Below are 19,924 nucleotides of genomic sequence, written 5' to 3'. Positions count from 1 at the left end.
ACGGGCCCGGCATGAACAGAACCACGCGTTTCAAGTTGCAAAACACGTTCCCTGCCAGGCAGCGCGGCATGGTGCTGCTGGTCAGCCTGGTGTTTCTGCTGCTGCTGACACTGTTGGGTATTTCTTCCATGCAGAACGCTACATTGCAGGAAAAGATGGCAGGCAGTGTGCAGATTCGCAACCTGTCTTTCCAGGCCGCCGAAGCGGTGTTGAGGCGGGGAGAGTCATCGATCAAGGTGGTAGGGTACACGCTGGCCAAGTGTACCAACTGCCTACCACCCGCTGAATCAACTACCCTGACGGCTGCGGGAGTGGGAGCGTCCGGCGTAAGCTGGCTGGCTGCGCCAGGCGGGTTCTACGGTGTACAGAATCTGGGAACCACAGCGACACCTATAAGTCGTCCGCCCACCTGTACCGGCACGGTAACGTTGTACCGTGTGACATCAGTCGCTATTCAAGGCACGTCGCGCACTGTGCTGGAGAGTATTTATGCCAATTGCTGAGAAACTCCGTCGCAGCCTGAAGTACCTCGGCGGTGCGCTTTTGGCTTTTTATGCGCTTACGCCCGTGTATGCGTTCACGCCAGCCCAGGTCCCGCTGTTAAGTGCATCTGCTGTGCCGCCCAATGTGATGCTGATGGTCGATAACTCGGGGAGCATGTACAACATTATCTGGGCAGCCGGGTTTGATCCGACGATAACCAACCGTCCAGCAATTATTTATGCTCAGCCAGCGGGATGTGTTCGTTCTGGCTGCAACGGCGTTTCCATTCAAGGCGATGACACGCTGTTGCTGAGTGCTACCTCGGCGAATGGATGTGGTTCCGGTTATACGTATCTGGCGCGCTCCAATATAGCGTACTGCCTGAAACTGCCCGATCCAGCAGCCAACGAGAGCACCACGCGGTATACCGCAGATTATCTGTCTTACCTGATCGACCTGACGCGTGCGGCGACCAACTCGAATGTCAAAGACTTTACCGTCAATAACATCATTCCCAACGATTACCGTATCAACGTAGCGCGCACGGTTTCACTGAATCTTGTCGCCAACAACAAGACGCTGAGATTCGGGCTGGCCAGCTACAATCAGCCCACCAACTCGGATTCAGGCCCGGGCGGAAAGATTGCCAAGGAAGTCGTAGACCTGTCTCCGGTTGCCAGCACTACGTATAACAACGGCGGGGTCACTCAGGATCAGGCGAACAAAAATATTGCCGCGCTCAACACTGCAATCAACGCTCTCAGGGGCGACTCCAATACGCCTCTCGCTGAAACCTACTACGAGATAACACGCTATTTTCGTGGCATGACGCCTTACTACAGCTACAGCGGAGCTCCGACCACTTATACCAGCCCCATTCAGTACCGTTGCCAGAAGAACTTCGGCGTATTCATTACGGACGGCTTGCCTACCTATGACCGGACGTTCCCCACCAACGACCCCGAAGATGTGCTCAATACATCCCGCTCGTTGCCTAACTGGGACCTGAACGCTGCCAATGACGGCGCCAATCTCAGCGGCGACGGCGAGGGCGATACGCTTTACCTGGATGACCTGGCCAAGTTTGCCTATGACATCGACATGCGCCGCAGCACCAGCACACCTGCCACCGACCTGACTGGTAGAAGCTGGGATAACGACGGCTTTGCGCAGCAAAACATGACGACCTACACCATCGGTTTTACCGCAGACAACCAGATGCTGATTGATGCTGCCGACAACAATCATGGGCATGGCAAGTATTTCCAGACCAACGACAGCGCCGGTTTGAACAGTGCGTTGAGCCTTGCGTTGAGCGATATCTATGCCAAGGCGGGCTCTGGCGGGGGCGGCGCGGCCAACTCGTCAACGCTCCAGGCGGGCAGCCGGTTCTATCAGACCCTTTATGACCCGAGTGACTGGCACGGCACCATCAGGGCCTACAATCTTGATGCGACGACAGGGGCGTTGAGCACCCCGTTCTGGACGACCGACACCACCATTACCACCAGCGCTCAGGCGCCAGTCTTCGAATCCTGGAATACCGCTGCGAGCCCTGCAAAAATCCCCCTGGATTTTACGAGATTCACGCAAGCGCAGCGTGACGCGTTCACGGCAACATTGCCTAACGGTGTGTCCGGCGCGGACATGATTGCCTGGGCCAAAGGCACCGCGAACGCAAATCTGCGTACCCGCACCCTGTTGCTCGGCGATATCGTCAACTCATCGCTGGGGGCTGCGCTGCCCACGGAGAAGACCGCCGCTGACCTGCTGGGTGACACCAGTTACACCACTTATCTGTCCACCAAAGCCAACAACATGAGTTATAGCCTGCTGACCAACGCCAACGACGGTTTTTTCAACGTGATTGACGCGGGCACCGGCGCTCGTAAATACGCTTATATGCCGTCTACCTCCCTGACTTCGCTAGCAACTATTTCTGCTACCTCGTATGGCTCCGGTGCTCACAAATTTACGGTGGATGGCCAGATATCGGTGTTTGATACTCAGTCAGCCGCCGGGTCTGCATGGCGCACGGTGGCCTACTCCGGGTTGGGTGCTGGCGGCAAGGCCCTGTTTGCGATCAGGCTGTTTGAAGGCACCGCTGATAACGTCGGCGCACTGTGGGAGGTAAAGGCACCGGACGCGTCCGACACCACCAATGCCTTCAACAACCTGGGGTACACCTATTCCAAGCCCGATGTGGCACGTATGGCTGACGGCACAGGCATCGTCGTTGTTGGTAACGGTTATGGCAGTTTCACCGGACGGGCATCGCTGTTTGTCTTGAACGCCAACACCGGGAAGCTGATTGCCGAAATACCCACCCCGGTCAGTGGCAGCGAGACGGATAACGGCTTGTCATCGGTCAAGCTGCGTGTCGATTCACAGAACATCGTTCAGGCCGCTTATGCGGGTGATCTCAAGGGGCGTCTGTGGAAGTTCGACATGAGTGGCGCTGCGGCGTCCAGCTGGAAGGTCGCTTTCGGCGGGGTGCCGTTGTTCACCACGCCTCGTGGCGCCAACCAGTCGATCACTGTCCAGCCCTTGTTGCTGGACCACCCACTCAACGGCAAGCTTGTGTACTTTGGCACCGGTAAATTCAGTGAGACAGCTGACAAGCAAACCAGCGCGTTGCAGGATTTCTACGCCATCTGGGACGCCGACAGTGCATCAGGCAACATCGTGGAGGCGAACCTGCAAGCTCAGGCTGTGAATGGCACCGTGGTCGGTAACGGTAATACCTACTTCACCACCACGACCAACGATGTGGACTGGGGGACAAAGAAAGGCTGGTACATGCCACTGTCAACGGCTGCTCCTTACGTGGGCGAGCGGATTATCTACCCCGCGCAAACCTCTCGTGGTCGTATCATCTTCACCACGGCGGCCGTCAACTCTACCGACCCGTGTGAAAGCACCGGCACCGGGCGCCTGTTCGAACTCAATGCCGCGACGGGCAGCATGCTGAACTATCAGGTGCTGGACACCAACAATGACGGCGATATCAACTCGTCCGATCTGATTGTTGGCGGTCTTGGCATTGGTACCGGTATTCCGGTTGTTGCCTCTATCGTCGCAGGCACCAACGGTGCCAACGATAACAAGTACATGATTGACTCCAGTGGCGGTACGCCCACCAAACTGCTTGAAAAAGGCGGCAGCGCCAACGTCTTCCAACGCATCATGTGGCGACAAATCCAATAGGGAAACGAATCATGCGAGCGACATCCAGGGGCTTTACGTTGATCGAACTCATGATCGTCGTGGCGATTGTCGGTATTCTGGCCGCCATCGCGTACCCCAGTTATACCGAATACGTGAAGCGCACTCAGCGTTCGGCTATCGCCAGTCTGCTTTCCGAGCAAACCCAGGCACTCGAGCGTGGGTTTTCGCGAACAGCAACCTATGTCGGAATAGCCGTAAGCGGGGGCAACTCTTATTACACAATAGCGTCGGTCCCCACCGTCACCGACTTCACCCTGACCGCAACACCTATCCCCAACACATTGATGGCCGGCGACAAATGCGGCAGTTTCGTCATCACCAATACCGGTGCTCGCAGTAACTCAGGCGCGACCACTGGCGTCACCACCAAAGACTGCTGGGGTCGCTAAAACCGTTTTCCCTTGTCCCGAGACCAAGATGCCCAAGCAAAAAGTAGTCATTGTCGGCGGCGGTGTCATAGGTCTGCTGACCGCCTTCAATCTCGCCTCCGAGCAGGTCAACGTCGTATTGCTGGATCGTTCGGGTGTCGGGCAAGAGTCCTCCTGGGCAGGCGGCGGGATTGTTTCGCCGCTTTATCCATGGCGCTACAGCCCGGCAGTCACCGCGCTGGCGCACTGGTCGCAGGACTTCTACCCGCACCTCGCCGAGCGTCTGCTTGCGCAAACCGGTATCGACCCCGAAGTTCACAAAACCGGCCTGTACTGGCTCGACCTTGACGACGAACAGGCCGCTCTCGACTGGGCTGCGCGTGAAAACCGGCCATTGAGCAGTGTCGATATCTCGGCAGTGAACGATGCCGTGCCGGTGCTGGGGCAAGGCTTCTCTCGGGCGATTTACATGGCCGACGTGGCCAATGTGCGCAACCCCCGGCTGGTCAAGTCGCTCAAGGCCGCGCTGCTGGCGATGCCCAACGTAGACATTCGCGAGCAGTGCGAAGTCAGCGGCTTTGTGCGCGAGGGCAGCAGGATTTCAGGCGTGAGCACGCCGTCAGGCGATGTGACCGGTGACCGGGTGATTCTGGCTGCGGGAGCCTGGAGCGGTGACTTGCTCAAAACCCTCGGCCTGGCGCTGCCGGTCGAGCCGGTGAAAGGGCAGATGATCCTCTACAAATGTGCGTCGGACTTCCTGTCGAGCATGGTCCTGGCCAAAGGGCGCTACGCAATCCCGCGCCGCGATGGCCATACTCTGATCGGCAGCACGCTGGAGCATGAGGGGTTCGACAAGACCACCACGCATGCTGCGCTGGAAAGCCTCAAGGCGTCGGCCATCGAATTGCTTCCCGAGCTGGTCAACGCCGAACCCATTGCCCAATGGGCTGGGCTGCGTCCCGGCTCGCCCGAAGGCATTCCCTTCATCGGACCACTGGCTGGCTTCGACGGGCTGTGGCTCAACTGCGGCCATTACCGCAACGGTCTGGTGCTGGCACCTGCCTCATGCCAGCTACTCACCGACTTGCTGCTGGGCCGCCCGCCGATCATCGATCCTGCGCCTTACTCGCCGGTAGGCCGTCTGCATTTTTGACTGACTGAGTTCAGGCGGGCTGTGTTTCCAGTCGCTCGCTGCCCCCTGGCCTGATCCTGAACCAGATGGAGTACATGGCTGGCAGAAACACCAGGGTCAGCACTGTCCCTGCGAATGTGCCGCCGATCAGCGTGTAGGCCAGCGTGCCCCAGAACACCGAATGGGTGAGCGGGATAAACGCCAGAATGGCGGCCAGCGCTGTCAGTATCACCGGGCGTGCACGTTGTACGGTGGCCTCGACCACGGCTTGAAACGGGTCGAGCCCCGTCTGTTCATTGTGGTGGATCTGGCCGATCAGGATCAGCGTATTGCGCATCAGAATGCCGGACAGTGCGATCAGCCCGACCAGCGCATTGATACCAAATGGCTGCTGAAAGAGGATCAGCGTAGGCACCACGCCGATCAGCCCCAGCGGGCTGGTCAGAAACACCATGACCATGGCCGATATCGAACGCACCTGAAGAATCAGGATGATCAGCGTGACCGCCAGCATGATCGGAAACAGTGGCAACATCGCCGCCATTGCCTTGCCGGATTCCTCGATTGAACCTGCCTGATCGATCCGGTAGCCACTGGGCAGCGTGTCGATGATCGGCTGCAACTGCCGGGTAATGGCCGTCGATACATCTGGCGGTTGCAGGCCGTCGGCGATGTCGCCCCGTACGGTGATGGTTGGCGTGCGATCGCGCCGGCGCATGACCGGCTCTTCCATGCGCACATCGACTGTGCCGATCTGCGACAGCGGAACACGCTGCCCATCGACGCCTGTCAGGGTGAAGTCCATGATTTTTGCCGGATCCAGTCGGGTGTCGCCAGCCGAGCGGGCAACTACCTGCACGGTGCGAATGTCCTCGCGCACCGCCGTAACCGGCAGGCCGGTCAGCAGGAACTGCAATTGTTGCGCGACCTGGCTGGAACTCAGCCCGATGGCCTGCATCCGGTCCTGTTGCAAGGTGAAATGCAGCGTTGGGGTGCGCGTGCCCCAGTCAGTATTGACGGTGCGCATCATCGGGCTGGCGCTCAGCACCTGTTGCACCTGCGCCGCAATGCTGCGCAGTGTGTCCGGGTCATGGCCGGTAACGCGGTAGGCGACCGGGTAGGGTGAATACGGGCCGAAGACCAGTTGTGTGGCGCGCACTTGCGCCTCGCCAGCCAGCTCTTCGGAAATAGCCTGACGCAAGCGGTGTTTCAGTGTCTCGCGCTGTTCCTGGCTGTCGGTGCGCACCACTATCTTGGCAAATGACGGATCAGGCAATTCCGGCCCCATCGCCATGTAAAAACGTGGCGCGCCCTGGCCAATGTAGGCGGTGACGATCCCGGCTTCTGCCTGCTCGGCCAGCCAGCGTTCCACTTTGGCCGCGGCTGCGCTGGTTTGAGCAATCGAGGTGCCGTAAGGCATCTGCAGTTCGACCAGCACTTCGGGGCGGTCTGACACCGGAAAGAACTGTTTCTTGACCAGCCCCATGCCAAGCACGGCCAGAACGAACAACCCGATGACCGAGCCTGCAACCAGCCACTTGCCTGCAATGACGTGCGCCAGCACCCGGCGGAAACGGTTGTAGCGCGGCGTGTCGTAAAGTGCTGCATGGCCGCCTTCGACCTGCTTCACCTCAGGCAACAGCTTCACGCCCAGATAGGGTGTGAAAAACACCGCGACCACCCACGAGGCAATCAGCGCGATACCGACGATCCAGAACATGTTGCTGGTGTATTCGCCTGCCGTGGAGCGCGCAAAACCGTTCGGCATGAAGCCGACAGCGGTGACCAGGGTGGCCGGATAACATGGGCGCGGCGGTGTGGCTCCAGGAGTACGCAGAGGCCGCGATGCGGTCGTAACCTTCTTCCATCTTCACCACCATCATTTCGATGGCGATGATCGCGTCGTCGACCAGCAGCCCGAGCGCCAGAATCAGCGAACCCAATGTAATGCGGTCGAAATTCTTGCCGCTCATGGCCATGATTACGAAGACCACCGCCAGGGTCAGCGGTACGGCGGCAGCCACCACAACGCCCACACGCCAGCCCATGCTGATAAAGCAGACCAGCATGACCACCAGCAATGCGACGAAAAACTTGATCATGAACTCATCGACCGCCGAACTGATGTTGACGGCCTGGTCCGTGACCTTGTTCAGGTTCATGCCCAAGGGCAGCTCGGCGTTGATCGCGCCCACCTCATGATCCAGCGCCTTTCCAAGGTCCAGCCCGTTCCAGCCATCGCGCATGACGACCCCCAGCAGCAGCGCCGGTTCGCCGCCGTTGCGAATCATGAACGTTGCCGGGTCTTCGTAACCGCGTTTGACCGTGGCAATGTCCGCCAGCTTCAGCGTGCGGCCCTGAGCCACAACCGGCGTGTCGCGGATCTTCTGCAGCTCATCGAAAGCGCCGTCGAGCCGAATGAACACCTGCGGCCCGCGGGTTTCGACCGAGCCTGCCGGGGTAAGCGCATTCTGATTATTCAGCGCAGCAAATACCTCTTGCGGGCTGATACCCAGCGTTGCCAGTCGCTCGTGGGAGAACTCGACGTAGATGCGCTCGGGCTGCTCGCCCACGATATTGACCTTCTTCACGCCCGGCACATGCAGCAAGCGCTGACGTAACGATTCGGCGTCACGTGCCAGCACGCGCTGCGGCTCGCCTTTGGCCTTGAGCGCGAACAGCGCGAAGGTAACGTCCGAATACTCGTCGTTGACCATCGGCCCGATAACCCCGGCCGGAAGCGTCATGGCCTCGTCACCGATTTTCTTGCGCGCCTGATAAAACTCATCCGGTACTTGCGACGGCGGCGTGCTGTCGAGCAGGGTCAGGGTTGTGAATGCCATGCCAGGCCGCGTGTAGGTTTCGGTGCGGTCGTACCAGCGCAGTTCCTGAAGGCGTTTTTCGATCTTCTCCGCCACCTGATCCTGCATCTCCTGGGCGGTTGCGCCCGGCCAGACCGATACCACGGTCATTACCTTGACCGTGAAGGCCGGGTCTTCGGCGCGGCCCAGTTTGAAAAAGGCAATGACCCCGGCCAGCGAAATCAGGCAGATCAGGAACAGGGTGATCGAACGCTCGCGCACGGCCAGCGCTGACAGGTTGAAACGACCTTCGCTCATGGGCGCGCACCCTCCGCCACAGCGACGCTCGCTTGAGCGATCACCCTCACCTGCTGAGCTTCATGCAGAAGGTGTGCGCCGAGTGCGACGATCCGCGCGCCAGGTTTGAGTTGCGTACTGATGCGGGCGTGCTCGTCATCAAGGTGCTGAACCACTACCGGTGCCCAGTTAACCTGTGCCGGCTCCCCTTGAATGACCCAGACACCCGGCCCCTTTGCCAGCGTCGTACAACGCACTGATGGGCACCTGCAGCGTGCTCTGCCCGGCAGTATCCGCACTGGGGATCTTCACGGTAATGGTGGTGCCCAGCGGCGCATTTGCCATCTCGCCTTCCAGCACATAACGTGCCTCGAAGGTGCGGGTCTGGCGGTCCGCGACGTCCGATAGCTGTCGCAGCCGTGTCGTGGCGTTGAGGTCTTTGTTGCCGAACAGCATGGCCTGGGCGGCAGAACCTATAAGAGGGCGAAGGTTTTCCGGCAGCTGGATGACGGCTTCACGCGGCCCGGCGTGCGCCACGCGCACCACTGCTTGCCCTGCGCTGACGACTTGGCCAGGTTCAACGAGGGTTTCCATGACGATGCCGTCGGCATCCGCTACAAGGTCTGCGTATCGGGTCGCGTTGAGGGCCACTTCGGCCTGCGCTTGGGCCGAGCTGAGTTGAGCCTTGGCCGAGTCCGCCGTCGCTTTGATCTGGTCGTAGCTGGAGGCTGAAATTGCGCCGCTGCTGCGCAGGCTTCGGTAACGCGCCTCTTCGTCCGCCGCCTGCTTTGCCTGCGCTTTGGCCGCCGTCACAGCTTCGCGTTGTGCGTGCGCAGCAAGCTTCAGGTCGGCAGGGTCGATACGCATCAGCGGTTGGCCGCGCTTGACGGCCTGCCCGGTATCGACAAAGCGCTCCAGCACCTTGCCGGACACCCGGAAACCGAGGTCGCTTTGCACCCGTGCCGCCACGGTGCCGGTGAACGAGCGGGGCGCTGCGCTGGCCTCCTGGAGGATCGCCACGCGCACCAACGGCGCTTCTGTGCGTGGGTCCGGTTGCGTTTTTTCGCTGCAGGCGGTTAGGGCCACCGGCAGAACACTGGCAAGAACAAGCAAAGCGAAGCGGTGCCGGAGCATGGGAATCTCAACGTGCAGTGATCGATACCTGCACTTTGATTCTAGTGACCAAATTAGTCAATGGTCACAACCATTGTTTTGTCACGGCGACAGGCTGCGCAGTACCAGGCTGGATAACTGACTCGGCCCTTCGTCGGTGTGATCGAAGCCGTGCTGCAGAAGCAGCGGGTTGATGTAGGGACGCATTACCAGGTAGATCGCCATGACGGTTTCATCAAGGGGCGTCTTACGCTCGAAGTCGCCGGTTTGCCGGCCTTCCTGCAGAATGCCCTGAAGAATGGCCTTGAGGTTGTCCTCGTAAATCAACGTCGCCTGCCAGCGTTCGGTCGCTGCCGACGTGGCGATCTCGTACAGCTTGCGGTCCTGCGAGAACAGGCGAATGCTGGCTTCGACGACCGATTTGAACATGCGCCGCAGCTTTTCGGGTGGGCGGTCCGTTTCGTTGACTGCGGCTCTGACCTCTGCTTCGATTTCACTCAGGCAGTTGGCGCAGATCATCTCGCCGATGGCCTGCTTGGACTCGAAAAACTTGTAGATGTACGCTTTGGAAAACCCGATAGCCCTGGCCAGATCGGACACAGTGGTCTTGCCGTAACCGTATTGACTGAAATGTTCTGTGGCCGCAATCACGATCTGATCACGAATCTCATGGTCCACCGGACCACGGCCTGCTGCGGGATTGCTGATGGTTTTGTTCATAGGCGCAGCTTACTGACATTGAGGTGAGTGGACAATAAGTGACTTTTCCTGAATAGGGTCACGATTATTCTGGCCTCAACGCTCGCGGCACCCAACAGCACCGGACGCAGAGCGCCGGCACGATAGTCGAGATTATCGTTCCTCACGCTCCAGCGCTCATCGTACTAAGCAAGTCCGCTTTTGATTCTGCCCGCAGGGCGTGGGGACTTGTCCGCGAAGAGGGCTTTACATCCGCAGAATATTTATCGCCTGCAGTACAGCATTCGCGGACAAGTCCGCTCTTACATTCATTCCGATGGACCGTGAATGAGTCATCCGACCGCTCGCGCACAAGCGAAGCAGCACCCGGTCCGCTTTTGATTCTGCCCGCAGGGCGTGGGAGCGAACTTGTTCGCGAAAGGGGCGGTACATTCTCCGAAAGTGCATCGCCTGAAATACGGTCTTCGCGAACAAGCGAAGCGTCGCCCGGTCCGCTCCCACGCCCTGCGGGCAGAAGCTTGAAAGTGCCGTGTTCCGGAATCTTCAGGATTTGCGTATTACTCTGAGCGCAGAGCGCCTGGCACGATAGTCAACCTGTGCAGTCAATCCAGCCCCAGCTTCTTCAACCGGTAGCGCAACGATCTGAATGACAAACTGAGCCGCTCGGCCGCGGCGGTGCGGTTCCAGCGGGTTTCTTCCAGGGCCTGGAGGATGAGTTTGCGTTCGATGCTTTCCAGGTAGTCTTCCAGGTTATCGATATCAGCCAGGTTCGCACCCTGTTGTGTCTGGGGGCTGGCGGACTCGGCGAGGCGCAGGTCGCTGGCGTGGATTTCATCGTTTTCACAGAGGGTGTAAGCGCGCTCCAGCATGTTTTCCAGTTCGCGCACGTTCCCAGGGAATCGATAACTTTTCAGTGTTTCCAGAGCCTGCGCATGCAAGCGCGCGACGGGCTGAGCGCCGTTGCCGGCAAGCCGTCGCAAAACGCTGGCTGCAATCTGATCGATGTCTTCACGCCGCTCGCGCAATGAAGGCACGCGCAGTTCGATCACGTTAAGTCGGTAATACAGGTCTTGACGGAAACGGCCCGCAGCGACTTCGACATTCAGGTCCTTGTGGGTGGCGCACAGAATACGCACGTCCACGACCTGCTCCTGCTGACCGCCGACGCTGCGGATGGACTTTTCCTGGATCGCGCGCAGCAGTTTTACCTGCATGGCCAGCGGCAGATCGGCGACCTCATCAAGGAACAGCGTCCCGTTGTGCGCCGCTTGGAATAGGCCCGGCTTGTCTTCGTGGGCACCGCTGAAGCTGCCTTTGCGATGGCCGAAGAATTCGCTCTCCATCAATTCGGAGGGGATCGCCCCGCAGTTGACCGGCACGAAGGGTTTGTTGATGCGCGGCCCTTGCTCGTGGATCAGCCTGGCCACCAGCTCCTTGCCGCTGCCCGACTCGCCGCTGATGTAAATGGGCGCCTGGCTGCGCGCCAGCTTGCCGATCTGGTTACGCAGGGTGCGCATCGGCGGCGAATCACCCAGCAGACGGCTGTCGATGCTGCGCACCGGTTGAGTGGCGCAGGGCAGGCTCAGCGCACTATTGACCAGTTCGCGGAGCCGGTTGAGGTCCACCGGTTTGGTCACAAAATCGAAGGCTCCGGCTTTCAACGCATGAATCGCCGTGTCCAGGTTACCGTGGGCGGTGATCATCGCCACCGGCACATGGGGGTAGCCGTGCTGGATGTGCTGCACCAGTTCCAGGCCGTTGCCATCGGGCAGGCGCATGTCGGTCAGGCACATATCGAACGGCTCGCGGGCCAGCCAGTCATGGGCCTCGGCGACGTTGCGAGCGCTGCGGGTGTCGAGCTTCATGCGCCCGAGGGTGATCTCCAGAAGTTCGCGAATATCCGGCTCATCATCGACTATCAGGATCTTTTGCCGTGGGCTCATGCTCAGCTCGTTTTGAACGGGTGGGCGAAGGTGATGCGCAAACAGCTGCCACCGTCGTGTGGTCGGGGAATGTATTCCAGATGCGCCTGATTGCTTTCGCACAATTCACGGGAAAGGTATAGACCCAGGCCGGTGCCTTTGCTTTCCGTGGTGAAAAACGGTTCGAAAATCTTGCTCAGGTGTTGTTCGCTGACACCCGGCCCGTCGTCCAGGACTTCCAGAATCGGTAAATCGCTTTCCCGGTCTGGCTGCAGCTTCAGCCAGACTTGCGCCGACGGGTGACTGCGGCTGCTGTAACGTAAGCCGTTCTGCACCAGGTTGGTGATGATCTGGGTCAGTTGACCGGCGTCCATGCGAGTGGTCAGCATGCCGGGGCTGATTTGCACATGAATCGACTGATCCGTAGCCGCCGAGCTGCGAAAGTCGCTGACAAAATTTTCCAGCCAGACTTTCAGGTCGAGCAGTTCCGGCTGTGCTTCGCGTCGGCGAGACAGTTGCAGGACGTTTTCAATCACCCGATCAATGCGCTGCGACTGATCATGAATAATCTGCCCCAGACGGCGGTCCGGCGCGCTGAGGTCTTCCGACTCGTTGAGTAACTGCGCAGCGTGGCTGACCGCGCCCAGCGGATTACGTATTTCGTGGGCGATGCCTGCGGTCAGGCGGCCCAGCGCGGCAAGCTTGAGCTGCTGCGCCTGATGGGCAATCTGCGACAGGTCTTCAAGGAAGATCAGCGTCTGGCGCTGGTCGCCCCGATTGAGCGCGGCAAAGCTGGGTTGCAGCACAGGCCCGATCGATGAAGTGGTGATGCTGCGCGGCACCATGATCGGGTTGATCAGCCACTGGCGCAGGCGTTCGACCAACTGTGGCGAGTAAGCGTCGATGACCTGGCCGACCAGCCGTTCGTGGCCCAGCAGGGTCAAGGCCCCCTGATTGGCCAGCAACACCTGACGGCGCGCATCCAGCACCAGAATGCCGGTGCGCATGCGTTGCAGGATCAGAGCGTTGAGCTCTTCAAGGCTGTCGACATCCGCTGCCCGTTGCTCGGCCAGCCCCTCGCTGACTTGCAGGCGCGCAGTCAGTGCCTGCACCAGCAGCGCGGCGGCGAAGCACAGCGCACCCAGAGAGCCGGCCTGCACGTAGTCGTTGGACACCGAAGGTGTGCCGAAGCTGATATAGAACGTCAGGTAGATGATGCCAATGGCAGAAACGGCGGCGATCAACAGGCCGATACGGCCTCGCAGCAGCACGTTGCTGATCGCCACGGACGCGATCAACAGGTTGCCGATGCCGCTCGACGGCCCGCCGGCCGCATAAAACAGCGCGGAAAGCATGATTGCGTCAGTCATCGCCAAGCCAAACAGCTGCGCCTGGCGGCTGGGGCGTTCCAGCAGCACCACCACCAGAATGTTGAACACCAGGTACAGCCAGCAACCCGAACGGAACAGATTCGGATTGGCCAGTTGCAGCAACTCGGTTTCCAGACTGCTGGAGATCAACAGAACCAGCACGACGCCAATGGTCAGTCGATAAAGGTGATACAGCCGCAGAATCCGTTGTGCCTGCGGGCTGGTAAGCGAAGGCGTATCAGCGGTCACGTGCCGCAGGGCCTTCCAGTCGGTGTGCCTCGCTGCAATACCACTGTTTTTCCTGGCTCAGTGCGCGATCCTGAGGCAGGTGAACGCCGCAGTGTGCGCAACGCACCATCGGGGTAGCAGCGATTTCAGGCGGCTCTGCGCGTGGCTTGGGCTTGGGGGGATTGATCAGGCGCTTGACGAACCAGATCACCGCCGCGATCAACGCGACCCACATGAGTAAGCGAACCATGACTACCAGCTTAGTGATTGACGATGGCGCAGTGTAGCCAAGCGGCAGGCGGGCGCACAGTGGCTGTGTCTTATAAATGTGATGCATAAAAAAAGAGGCCCGCAGGCCTCTTTACTGATGCAGAGAAGATCAGTCGAACAGACCCAGGGTCATGTAGCTGAACCACGAACGGCTCTTGGTGCCTTTCGCTTCGGCGTCTTTTTCCGCCTGCTTGTCCAGTTCTGCCTGATTTTCCGGCAACAGCTCTTTCGGGATGGAGTCCTTGGCGTCTTGATACTGCTTCTTGATGTCCTGATCGGCACGGGTCTGGCCCGGTGGCAGCGGCGCGCTGCCGTCGATCAGGCCCAGGGTCGCTTTCGACAGCCACGAGCGGTTATCGGCTTCGGCCTGACGCGGGGTGAACTTGCCGTCCGCCAGTTGCGGGTGGTTCGGGTAGTTGGTCTTCAGCACTTCGAGGCTGGTGGCCGCGAGGTCGTCAAGGTGCAGACGCTGATAGGACTCGACCATGACAGCCAGGCCGTCGCCGACCGATGGCGTCTCCTGGAAGTTTTCCACCACGTAACGGCCACGGTTGGCCGCGGCGACATAGGCCTGACGAGTCAGGTAATAGTCGGCCACGTGGATTTCGTAGGAGGCCAGCAGGTTGCGCAGGTAAATCATGCGCTGCTTGGCGTCAGGCGAATAACGGCTGTTTGGGTAGCGGCTGGTCAGCTGGGCGAACTCGTTGAACGAGTCGCGGGCAGCACCGGGGTCGCGCTTGGTCTGGTCCAGCGGCAGGAAGCGGGCCAGCAGGCCAACGTCCTGGTCGAAGGAAGTCAGGCCCTTCATGTAGTACGCGTAATCGACGTTCGGGTGCTGCGGATGCAGGCGAATGAAACGCTCGGCAGCGGATTTGGCTGCTTCGGGTTCACCATTCTTGTAGTTCGAGTAGATCAACTCGAGCTGGGCCTGATCGGCATAGCGACCGAACGGATAGCGTGATTCCAGCGCCTTGAGCTTCTCCGTGGCGCTGTTATAGCTGTTATTTCCCAGGTCGGCCTGCGCCTGCTGGTACAGCTCGACTTCGCTGAGGTTTTCGTCGATGACTTCCTTCGACGAACAGGCCGCAGTCAATGCGAGGATGGCGATCAGCAGCAGGTGTTTCACTTGCATGGCGGCTTGCGTCCCTATAACGGCCTGCTGTCTTGGGCGGGGCCGTCCTGTTATGATGAGCGCCCCGCGATACCGGCGGGACAAAAGACGCCGTATTTAACCACAAGCGCGCTGCCGAAACCAAAGGCTAGCCGCCACCTAGTCTGGTCATGTCCGAAAATATAGAACTCCGCGCAGAGGTGCCGTCCGAATTGGGCGGTCAACGCCTCGATCAAGTCGCCGCACAATTATTCGCTGAGCACTCGCGCTCGCGCCTTTCCGCCTGGATCAAGGACGGCCGCCTGACTGTGGACGGAGGCGTGTTGCGCCCTCGTGACATCGTGCATGGTGGCGCTGTTCTCGAGCTGATTGCCGAGCAGGAGGCCCAGGGTGAATGGGTCGCTCAGGACATCGAGCTCGACATCATCTATGAAGACGATCAGATCCTCGTCATCAACAAGCCGGCAGGTCTGGTGGTGCATCCGGCTGCCGGTCACGCCGACGGCACGCTGCTCAATGCCTTGCTGCACCACGTGCCGGACATCGTCAATGTCCCGCGTGCCGGCATCGTGCACCGTCTGGACAAGGACACCACCGGTCTGATGGTGGTCGCCAAGACCATTCAGGCGCAGACCCAACTGGTGACCCAGTTGCAGAGCCGCAGTGTCAGCCGTATCTACGAGTGCATCGTGATCGGCGTGGTGACCGCAGGCGGCAAGATCGACGCGCCGATCGGCCGGCACGGCCAGCAGCGCCAGCGTATGGCGGTGATGGAAGGCGGCAAGCAGGCGGTCAGCCATTACCGCGTGCTGGAGCGTTTCCGTTCGCACACCCACGTTCGGGTCAAGCTCGAAACCGGCCGCACGCACCAGATTCGTGTGCACATGGCGCACGTCAACTACCCGTTGGTCGGAGACCCGGCCTACGGCGGTCGTTTCCGCATTCCGCCAGCGGCCAGCCTGACCATGGTCGATTCGCTCAAAACCTTCCCGCGTCAGGCGTTGCATGCGCGTTTCCTGGAGCTTGATCATCCAATCACTGGTAAGCGCATGAGCTGGGAATCGCCACTGCCCGACGACTTCGTCTGGTTGCTGTCGTTGCTCAAGCAGGATCGCGAGGCGTTCATCGGGTGAATGACTGGCTGATACCTGACTGGCCTGCGCCAGCACAGATCAAGTCGTGCGTTACTACCCGCTCGGGCGGGGCCAGTCTGGCTCCGTTCGACAGCTTCAATCTGGGCGATCATGTCGATGACAGCCCATCGGCGGTGGCGAGCAATCGCCTGCGCCTGACCACTCATCTGAATGTTCAGCCCGCCTGGTTACGCCAGGTGCATGGCGTGGACGTTGCTCATGCCGATCCGTCCCGGGTTGTCGAAGCCGATGCCAGCTGGACAAGCAGCCCCGGCGTGGCCTGCACCATCATGACGGCCGATTGTCTGCCTGCATTGTTCTGTCGTCGCGACGGCACACGTGTCGCCGCAGCGCATGCAGGTTGGCGCGGGCTGGCGGCCGGTGTGCTGGAGGCGACCGCCGACAGCCTGCACAGCAAGCCAGAAGACATCATGGCCTGGCTCGGCCCTGCCATCGGCCAGCCTTCGTTTGAAGTCGGCCCAGAGGTGCGCGAAGCCTTTATTGGCAGTCATCCTCAAACGGCGCAGGCGTTTGTCGCCAGTTCGAATCCTGATCGTTTCATGGCTGACATTTATAAGCTGGCCCGCTTGCGGCTGGCGGCCCACGGTATTACTGCTGTCTATGGCTGCGGGCTGGATACCTTTACGGATTCGCGCTTCTATTCCTACCGCCGTGCCGCGCGCACCGGGCGCTTCGCCTCACTGATCTGGATCGATCACGCCTGAACACGGGCTCTTTTGCGCCAGCCAGCTAGGCTTGCCTGATCTGTATCAGCCTACGCCCGCTTGAAACACGCAGAATCGTCCGCATCTAACTGACTATTCAGCAGGTTTTCGTTATAGGTGTGTTCATTGCTCCGGCCTGCATTAAAAGGAAGGTGACTAATGCGTATCGACAGATTGACCAGTAAATTACAGTTAGCGTTATCGGATTCCCAGTCGTTGGCCGTTGGCCTCGACCATCCCGCCATTGAGCCTGCGCATTTGATGCAGGCACTGCTCGAGCAGCAGGGCGGTTCCATCAAGCCATTGCTGCTGCAAGTCGGATTCGATATCAACAGCCTGCGCAAGGAACTGAGCGCTGAGCTGGACCGACTGCCTAAAATTCAGAACCCGACCGGCGACGTGAACATGTCGCAGGACCTGGCGCGCCTGCTCAATCAGGCCGACCGACTGGCGCAGCAGAAGGGCGATCAGTTCATTTCGAGCGAGCTGGTGCTGCTCGCGGCAATGGATGAGAACAGCAAGCTAGGCAAGTTGTTGCTGGGGCAGGGCGTCAGCAAGAAGGCCCTGGAAAATGCCATCAATAACCTGCGCGGCGAAGGTGCCGTCAATGACCCGAACATCGAAGAGTCGCGTCAGGCGCTCGACAAGTACACCGTTGACCTGACCAAGCGCGCCGAAGAGGGCAAGCTTGACCCGGTGATTGGCCGTGATGACGAGATCCGTCGCACCATTCAGGTTCTGCAGCGCCGTACCAAGAACAACCCGGTGCTGATCGGTGAGCCGGGCGTGGGTAAAACCGCCATCGCCGAAGGTCTGGCGCAGCGCATCATCAACGGCGAAGTGCCGGATGGCCTGCGCGGCAAGCGTCTGCTGTCGCTGGACATGGGCGCATTGATTGCCGGTGCCAAGTACCGTGGCGAATTCGAAGAGCGCTTGAAGTCGCTGCTCAACGAGCTGTCCAAGCAGGAAGGCCAGATCATCCTGTTTATCGACGAATTGCACACCATGGTCGGCGCCGGTAAGGGCGAAGGCTCGATGGACGCTGGCAACATGCTCAAGCCGGCACTGGCTCGGGGCGAGTTGCATTGCGTCGGCGCCACCACGCTCAACGAGTACCGCCAATATATAGAGAAGGACGCCGCCCTTGAGCGTCGTTTCCAGAAAGTGCTGGTGGACGAGCCGAGCGAAGAGGACACCATCGCCATTCTGCGTGGCCTGAAAGAACGCTATGAAGTGCATCACAAGGTTGCGATCACCGACGGCGCGATCATCGCCGCGGCCAAGCTGAGCCATCGCTACATCACCGATCGCCAGTTGCCGGACAAGGCCATCGACCTGATCGACGAAGCGGCCAGCCGCATTCGCATGGAGATCGACTCCAAGCCTGAAGTGCTCGACCGTCTTGAACGACGCCTGATTCAGTTGAAAGTCGAAGCTCAGGCGCTCAAGAAGGAAAAGGACGAGGCGGCCATAAAGCGCCTGGAAAAACTCCAGGAAGAAATCGTGCGGCTTGAGAAGGAATACGCCGATCTCGAAGAAATCTGGACGTCGGAAAAAGCCGAAGTCACCGGTTCTGCGCAGATCCAGCAGAAAATAGAGCAATCCCGTCAGGAACTGGAAGCGGCGCGTCGCCGTGGTGACCTGAACCGCATGGCCGAGTTGCAGTACGGCATCATCCCGGACCTGGAACGCAGCCTGCAAATGGTCGATCAGCACGGCAAGCCCGAGAACCAGCTGCTGCGTAGCAAAGTGACCGAAGAAGAAATTGCCGAAGTTGTCTCCAAATGGACCGGTATTCCTGTGTCGAAGATGCTGGAGGGCGAGCGCGAGAAGCTGTTGCGCATGGAAACCCTGCTGCATAACCGGGTGATCGGTCAGGAGGAGGCCGTGGTGGCGGTTTCCAACGCCGTGCGGCGCTCGCGTGCCGGGTTGTCTGACCCTAATCGCCCAAGCGGCTCGTTCATGTTCCTCGGCCCCACCGGCGTGGGTAAAACCGAACTGTGCAAGGCGCTGGCCGAGTTTCTGTTCGACACCGAAGAGGCGATGGTGCGAATCGACATGTCCGAGTTCATGGAGAAACATTCCGTGGCTCGCCTGATCGGTGCACCACCGGGCTATGTCGGTTACGAAGAGGGCGGCTACCTGACCGAAGCCGTGCGTCGCAAGCCGTACTCGGTGATCCTGCTCGATGAGGTGGAGAAGGCGCACTCCGATGTCTTCAACATCCTGCTGCAGGTGCTTGAGGACGGACGCCTGACCGACAGCCACGGGCGGACAGTGGATTTCCGTAATACCGTGATCGTCATGACCTCCAACCTGGGCTCGGCGCAGATTCAGGAACTGGTGGGTGATCGCGAGGCGCAGCGTGCGGCGGTAATGGACGCAGTCAGCACTCACTTCCGTCCGGAGTTCGTCAACCGGATCGACGAAGTGGTGATCTTTGAGCCATTGGCGCGTGATCAGATTGCCGGTATCACCGATATCCAGCTGGGCCGTCTGCGCAAACGTCTGGCCGAGCGCGAGCTGACAATGGTGCTGAGCCCCGAGGCGCTCGACAAGCTGATTGCCGTCGGTTACGACCCGGTCTATGGCGCACGGCCACTCAAGCGCGCCATACAGCGCTGGATCGAGAACCCGCTGGCGCAACTGATCCTCTCGGGTGGCTTTGAGCCGGGCAGCAGCATCACCGGCAAGGTGGTCGACGACGAGATCGTGTTTGGCTGATCGGCGCGTCGACTTCTCTCCTCTATAGAAGGGCTCTCGGGATGAGGGCCCTTTTCATGAGGGGGCTGCCAGCAGTAAAATCGGCCTCGAAAGGCCATCTGAAAAAAAATCGCAAATCATTGTCTTAAAAAGCAATTTATAGGGTTGACAGGTGTTTTTAAAATTGTAGAATAGCGCGCCTCAGAGACGTGAACGCAACGATACAAACGAAGCGCAAAGGTCGATGAGATTGAAATCAATGAGTTAACAGCGAGCTGGTTTCAAGGCTACAGGTAGTGATGTTGAATCTGAAATCGATAGTTCCGCGATAGCTCAGTTGG

At 59.7% G+C, this 19,924-nt stretch carries 12 protein-coding genes and 2 pseudogenes; 7 read left to right on the top strand and 7 right to left on the bottom strand.

The genetic code is table 11. From position 1 onward, the window contains the following. Positions 1-11: 11 nt before the first annotated feature. Genes DW49_RS0108630 through thiO form a run of 4 tightly spaced genes read left to right on the top strand, consistent with a single transcriptional unit; the run spans position 12 to position 5,232 of the window. Entirely contained in the window at positions 12-503 is a 492-nt protein-coding gene (locus tag DW49_RS0108630; RefSeq protein ID WP_005614611.1) for a pilus assembly PilX family protein, read from the top strand. Continuing rightward, positions 490-3,690 (top strand): pilus assembly protein, encoded by a 3,201-nt coding sequence (locus tag DW49_RS0108625; RefSeq protein WP_005614612.1) that lies wholly within the window; start codon positions 490-492, stop codon positions 3,688-3,690. The genes DW49_RS0108630 and DW49_RS0108625 overlap by 14 nt, the downstream gene beginning before the upstream one ends. 11 nt (positions 3,691-3,701) lie before the next feature. Further along, the gene (locus DW49_RS0108620; protein WP_005614613.1) at positions 3,702-4,100 is read left to right on the top strand and encodes a type IV pilin protein; all 399 of its coding nucleotides are present in this window, start codon (positions 3,702-3,704) and stop codon (positions 4,098-4,100) included. A gap of 28 nt (positions 4,101-4,128) precedes the next feature. Continuing rightward, complete coding sequence (thiO, locus tag DW49_RS0108615) at positions 4,129-5,232, top strand: glycine oxidase ThiO (RefSeq protein ID WP_005614615.1); 1,104 nt, start codon at positions 4,129-4,131, stop codon at positions 5,230-5,232. A gap of 10 nt (positions 5,233-5,242) precedes the next feature. Here thiO and DW49_RS01000000128225 read toward each other — a convergent pair. From DW49_RS01000000128225 to DW49_RS0108580, 7 genes and pseudogenes are all read right to left on the bottom strand, one after another. After that, positions 5,243-8,330 (bottom strand): annotated as a pseudogene (locus tag DW49_RS01000000128225) (efflux RND transporter permease subunit). After that, positions 8,327-9,443: pseudogene (locus tag DW49_RS01000000128220) on the bottom strand (efflux RND transporter periplasmic adaptor subunit). Before DW49_RS01000000128220 ends, DW49_RS01000000128225 begins: the two co-directional pseudogenes overlap by 4 nt. An 81-nt stretch (positions 9,444-9,524) precedes the next feature. After that, positions 9,525-10,142 carry a TetR/AcrR family transcriptional regulator gene (locus DW49_RS0108600; protein WP_005614619.1) on the bottom strand — a complete coding sequence of 206 codons (618 nt, stop codon included), beginning with the start codon at positions 10,140-10,142 and terminating at the stop codon, positions 9,525-9,527. A 581-nt stretch (positions 10,143-10,723) separates the two neighbouring features. After that, positions 10,724-12,064 (bottom strand): sigma-54-dependent transcriptional regulator, encoded by a 1,341-nt coding sequence (locus tag DW49_RS0108595; protein WP_005614620.1) that lies wholly within the window; start codon positions 12,062-12,064, stop codon positions 10,724-10,726. Positions 12,065-12,066: 2 nt separating this feature from the next. Next, complete coding sequence (locus tag DW49_RS0108590) at positions 12,067-13,662, bottom strand: sensor histidine kinase (protein ID WP_005614622.1); 1,596 nt, start codon at positions 13,660-13,662, stop codon at positions 12,067-12,069. Next, complete coding sequence (locus tag DW49_RS0108585) at positions 13,652-13,891, bottom strand: PP0621 family protein (RefSeq protein WP_057403016.1); 240 nt, start codon at positions 13,889-13,891, stop codon at positions 13,652-13,654. The genes DW49_RS0108590 and DW49_RS0108585 overlap by 11 nt, the downstream gene beginning before the upstream one ends. A 129-nt stretch (positions 13,892-14,020) precedes the next feature. Further along, positions 14,021-15,043, bottom strand: a complete 1,023-nt coding sequence (locus tag DW49_RS0108580; protein ID WP_003381267.1) for an outer membrane protein assembly factor BamD — start codon at positions 15,041-15,043, stop codon at positions 14,021-14,023. 149 nt (positions 15,044-15,192) lie between these two features. Between DW49_RS0108580 and rluD the strand changes: the two genes are divergently transcribed. From rluD to clpB, 3 genes are all read left to right on the top strand, one after another. Continuing rightward, entirely contained in the window at positions 15,193-16,155 is a 963-nt protein-coding gene (gene rluD / locus DW49_RS0108575) for a 23S rRNA pseudouridine(1911/1915/1917) synthase RluD (RefSeq protein WP_003381266.1), read from the top strand. Further along, positions 16,152-16,880 (top strand): peptidoglycan editing factor PgeF, encoded by a 729-nt coding sequence (pgeF, locus tag DW49_RS0108570; protein ID WP_024420884.1) that lies wholly within the window; start codon positions 16,152-16,154, stop codon positions 16,878-16,880. Before rluD ends, pgeF begins: the two co-directional genes overlap by 4 nt. A gap of 159 nt (positions 16,881-17,039) precedes the next feature. Next, positions 17,040-19,604 (top strand): ATP-dependent chaperone ClpB, encoded by a 2,565-nt coding sequence (gene clpB / locus DW49_RS0108565; protein ID WP_005614629.1) that lies wholly within the window; start codon positions 17,040-17,042, stop codon positions 19,602-19,604. The last annotated feature ends 320 nt before the right edge of the window (positions 19,605-19,924 follow it).

It is taken from the genome of Pseudomonas avellanae BPIC 631 (assembly GCF_000444135.1).
In the GTDB taxonomy this organism is placed as follows: domain Bacteria; phylum Pseudomonadota; class Gammaproteobacteria; order Pseudomonadales; family Pseudomonadaceae; genus Aquipseudomonas; species Aquipseudomonas avellanae.
The sequence above is the reverse complement of the archived record's forward strand: the minus strand, read 5'-3'. Positions and strand labels throughout refer to the sequence as shown.

Excerpts from the sequence above, each read along its gene's own strand:
- DW49_RS0108585 (WP_057403016.1), bottom strand. The coding sequence starts at position 13,891 with ATGGTTCGCTTACTCATGTGGGTCGCGTTGATCGCGGCGGTGATCTGG.
- clpB (WP_005614629.1), top strand. The coding sequence starts at position 17,040 with ATGCGTATCGACAGATTGACCAGTAAATTACAGTTAGCGTTATCGGAT.
- DW49_RS0108600 (WP_005614619.1), bottom strand. The coding sequence starts at position 10,142 with ATGAACAAAACCATCAGCAATCCCGCAGCAGGCCGTGGTCCGGTGGAC.
- DW49_RS0108620 (WP_005614613.1), top strand. The coding sequence starts at position 3,702 with ATGCGAGCGACATCCAGGGGCTTTACGTTGATCGAACTCATGATCGTC.
- DW49_RS0108625 (WP_005614612.1), top strand. The coding sequence starts at position 490 with ATGCCAATTGCTGAGAAACTCCGTCGCAGCCTGAAGTACCTCGGCGGT.
- DW49_RS0108580 (WP_003381267.1), bottom strand. The coding sequence starts at position 15,043 with ATGCAAGTGAAACACCTGCTGCTGATCGCCATCCTCGCATTGACTGCG.
- rluD (WP_003381266.1), top strand. The coding sequence starts at position 15,193 with ATGTCCGAAAATATAGAACTCCGCGCAGAGGTGCCGTCCGAATTGGGC.
- thiO (WP_005614615.1), top strand. The coding sequence starts at position 4,129 with ATGCCCAAGCAAAAAGTAGTCATTGTCGGCGGCGGTGTCATAGGTCTG.
- DW49_RS0108630 (WP_005614611.1), top strand. The coding sequence starts at position 12 with ATGAACAGAACCACGCGTTTCAAGTTGCAAAACACGTTCCCTGCCAGG.
- DW49_RS0108595 (WP_005614620.1), bottom strand. The coding sequence starts at position 12,064 with ATGAGCCCACGGCAAAAGATCCTGATAGTCGATGATGAGCCGGATATT.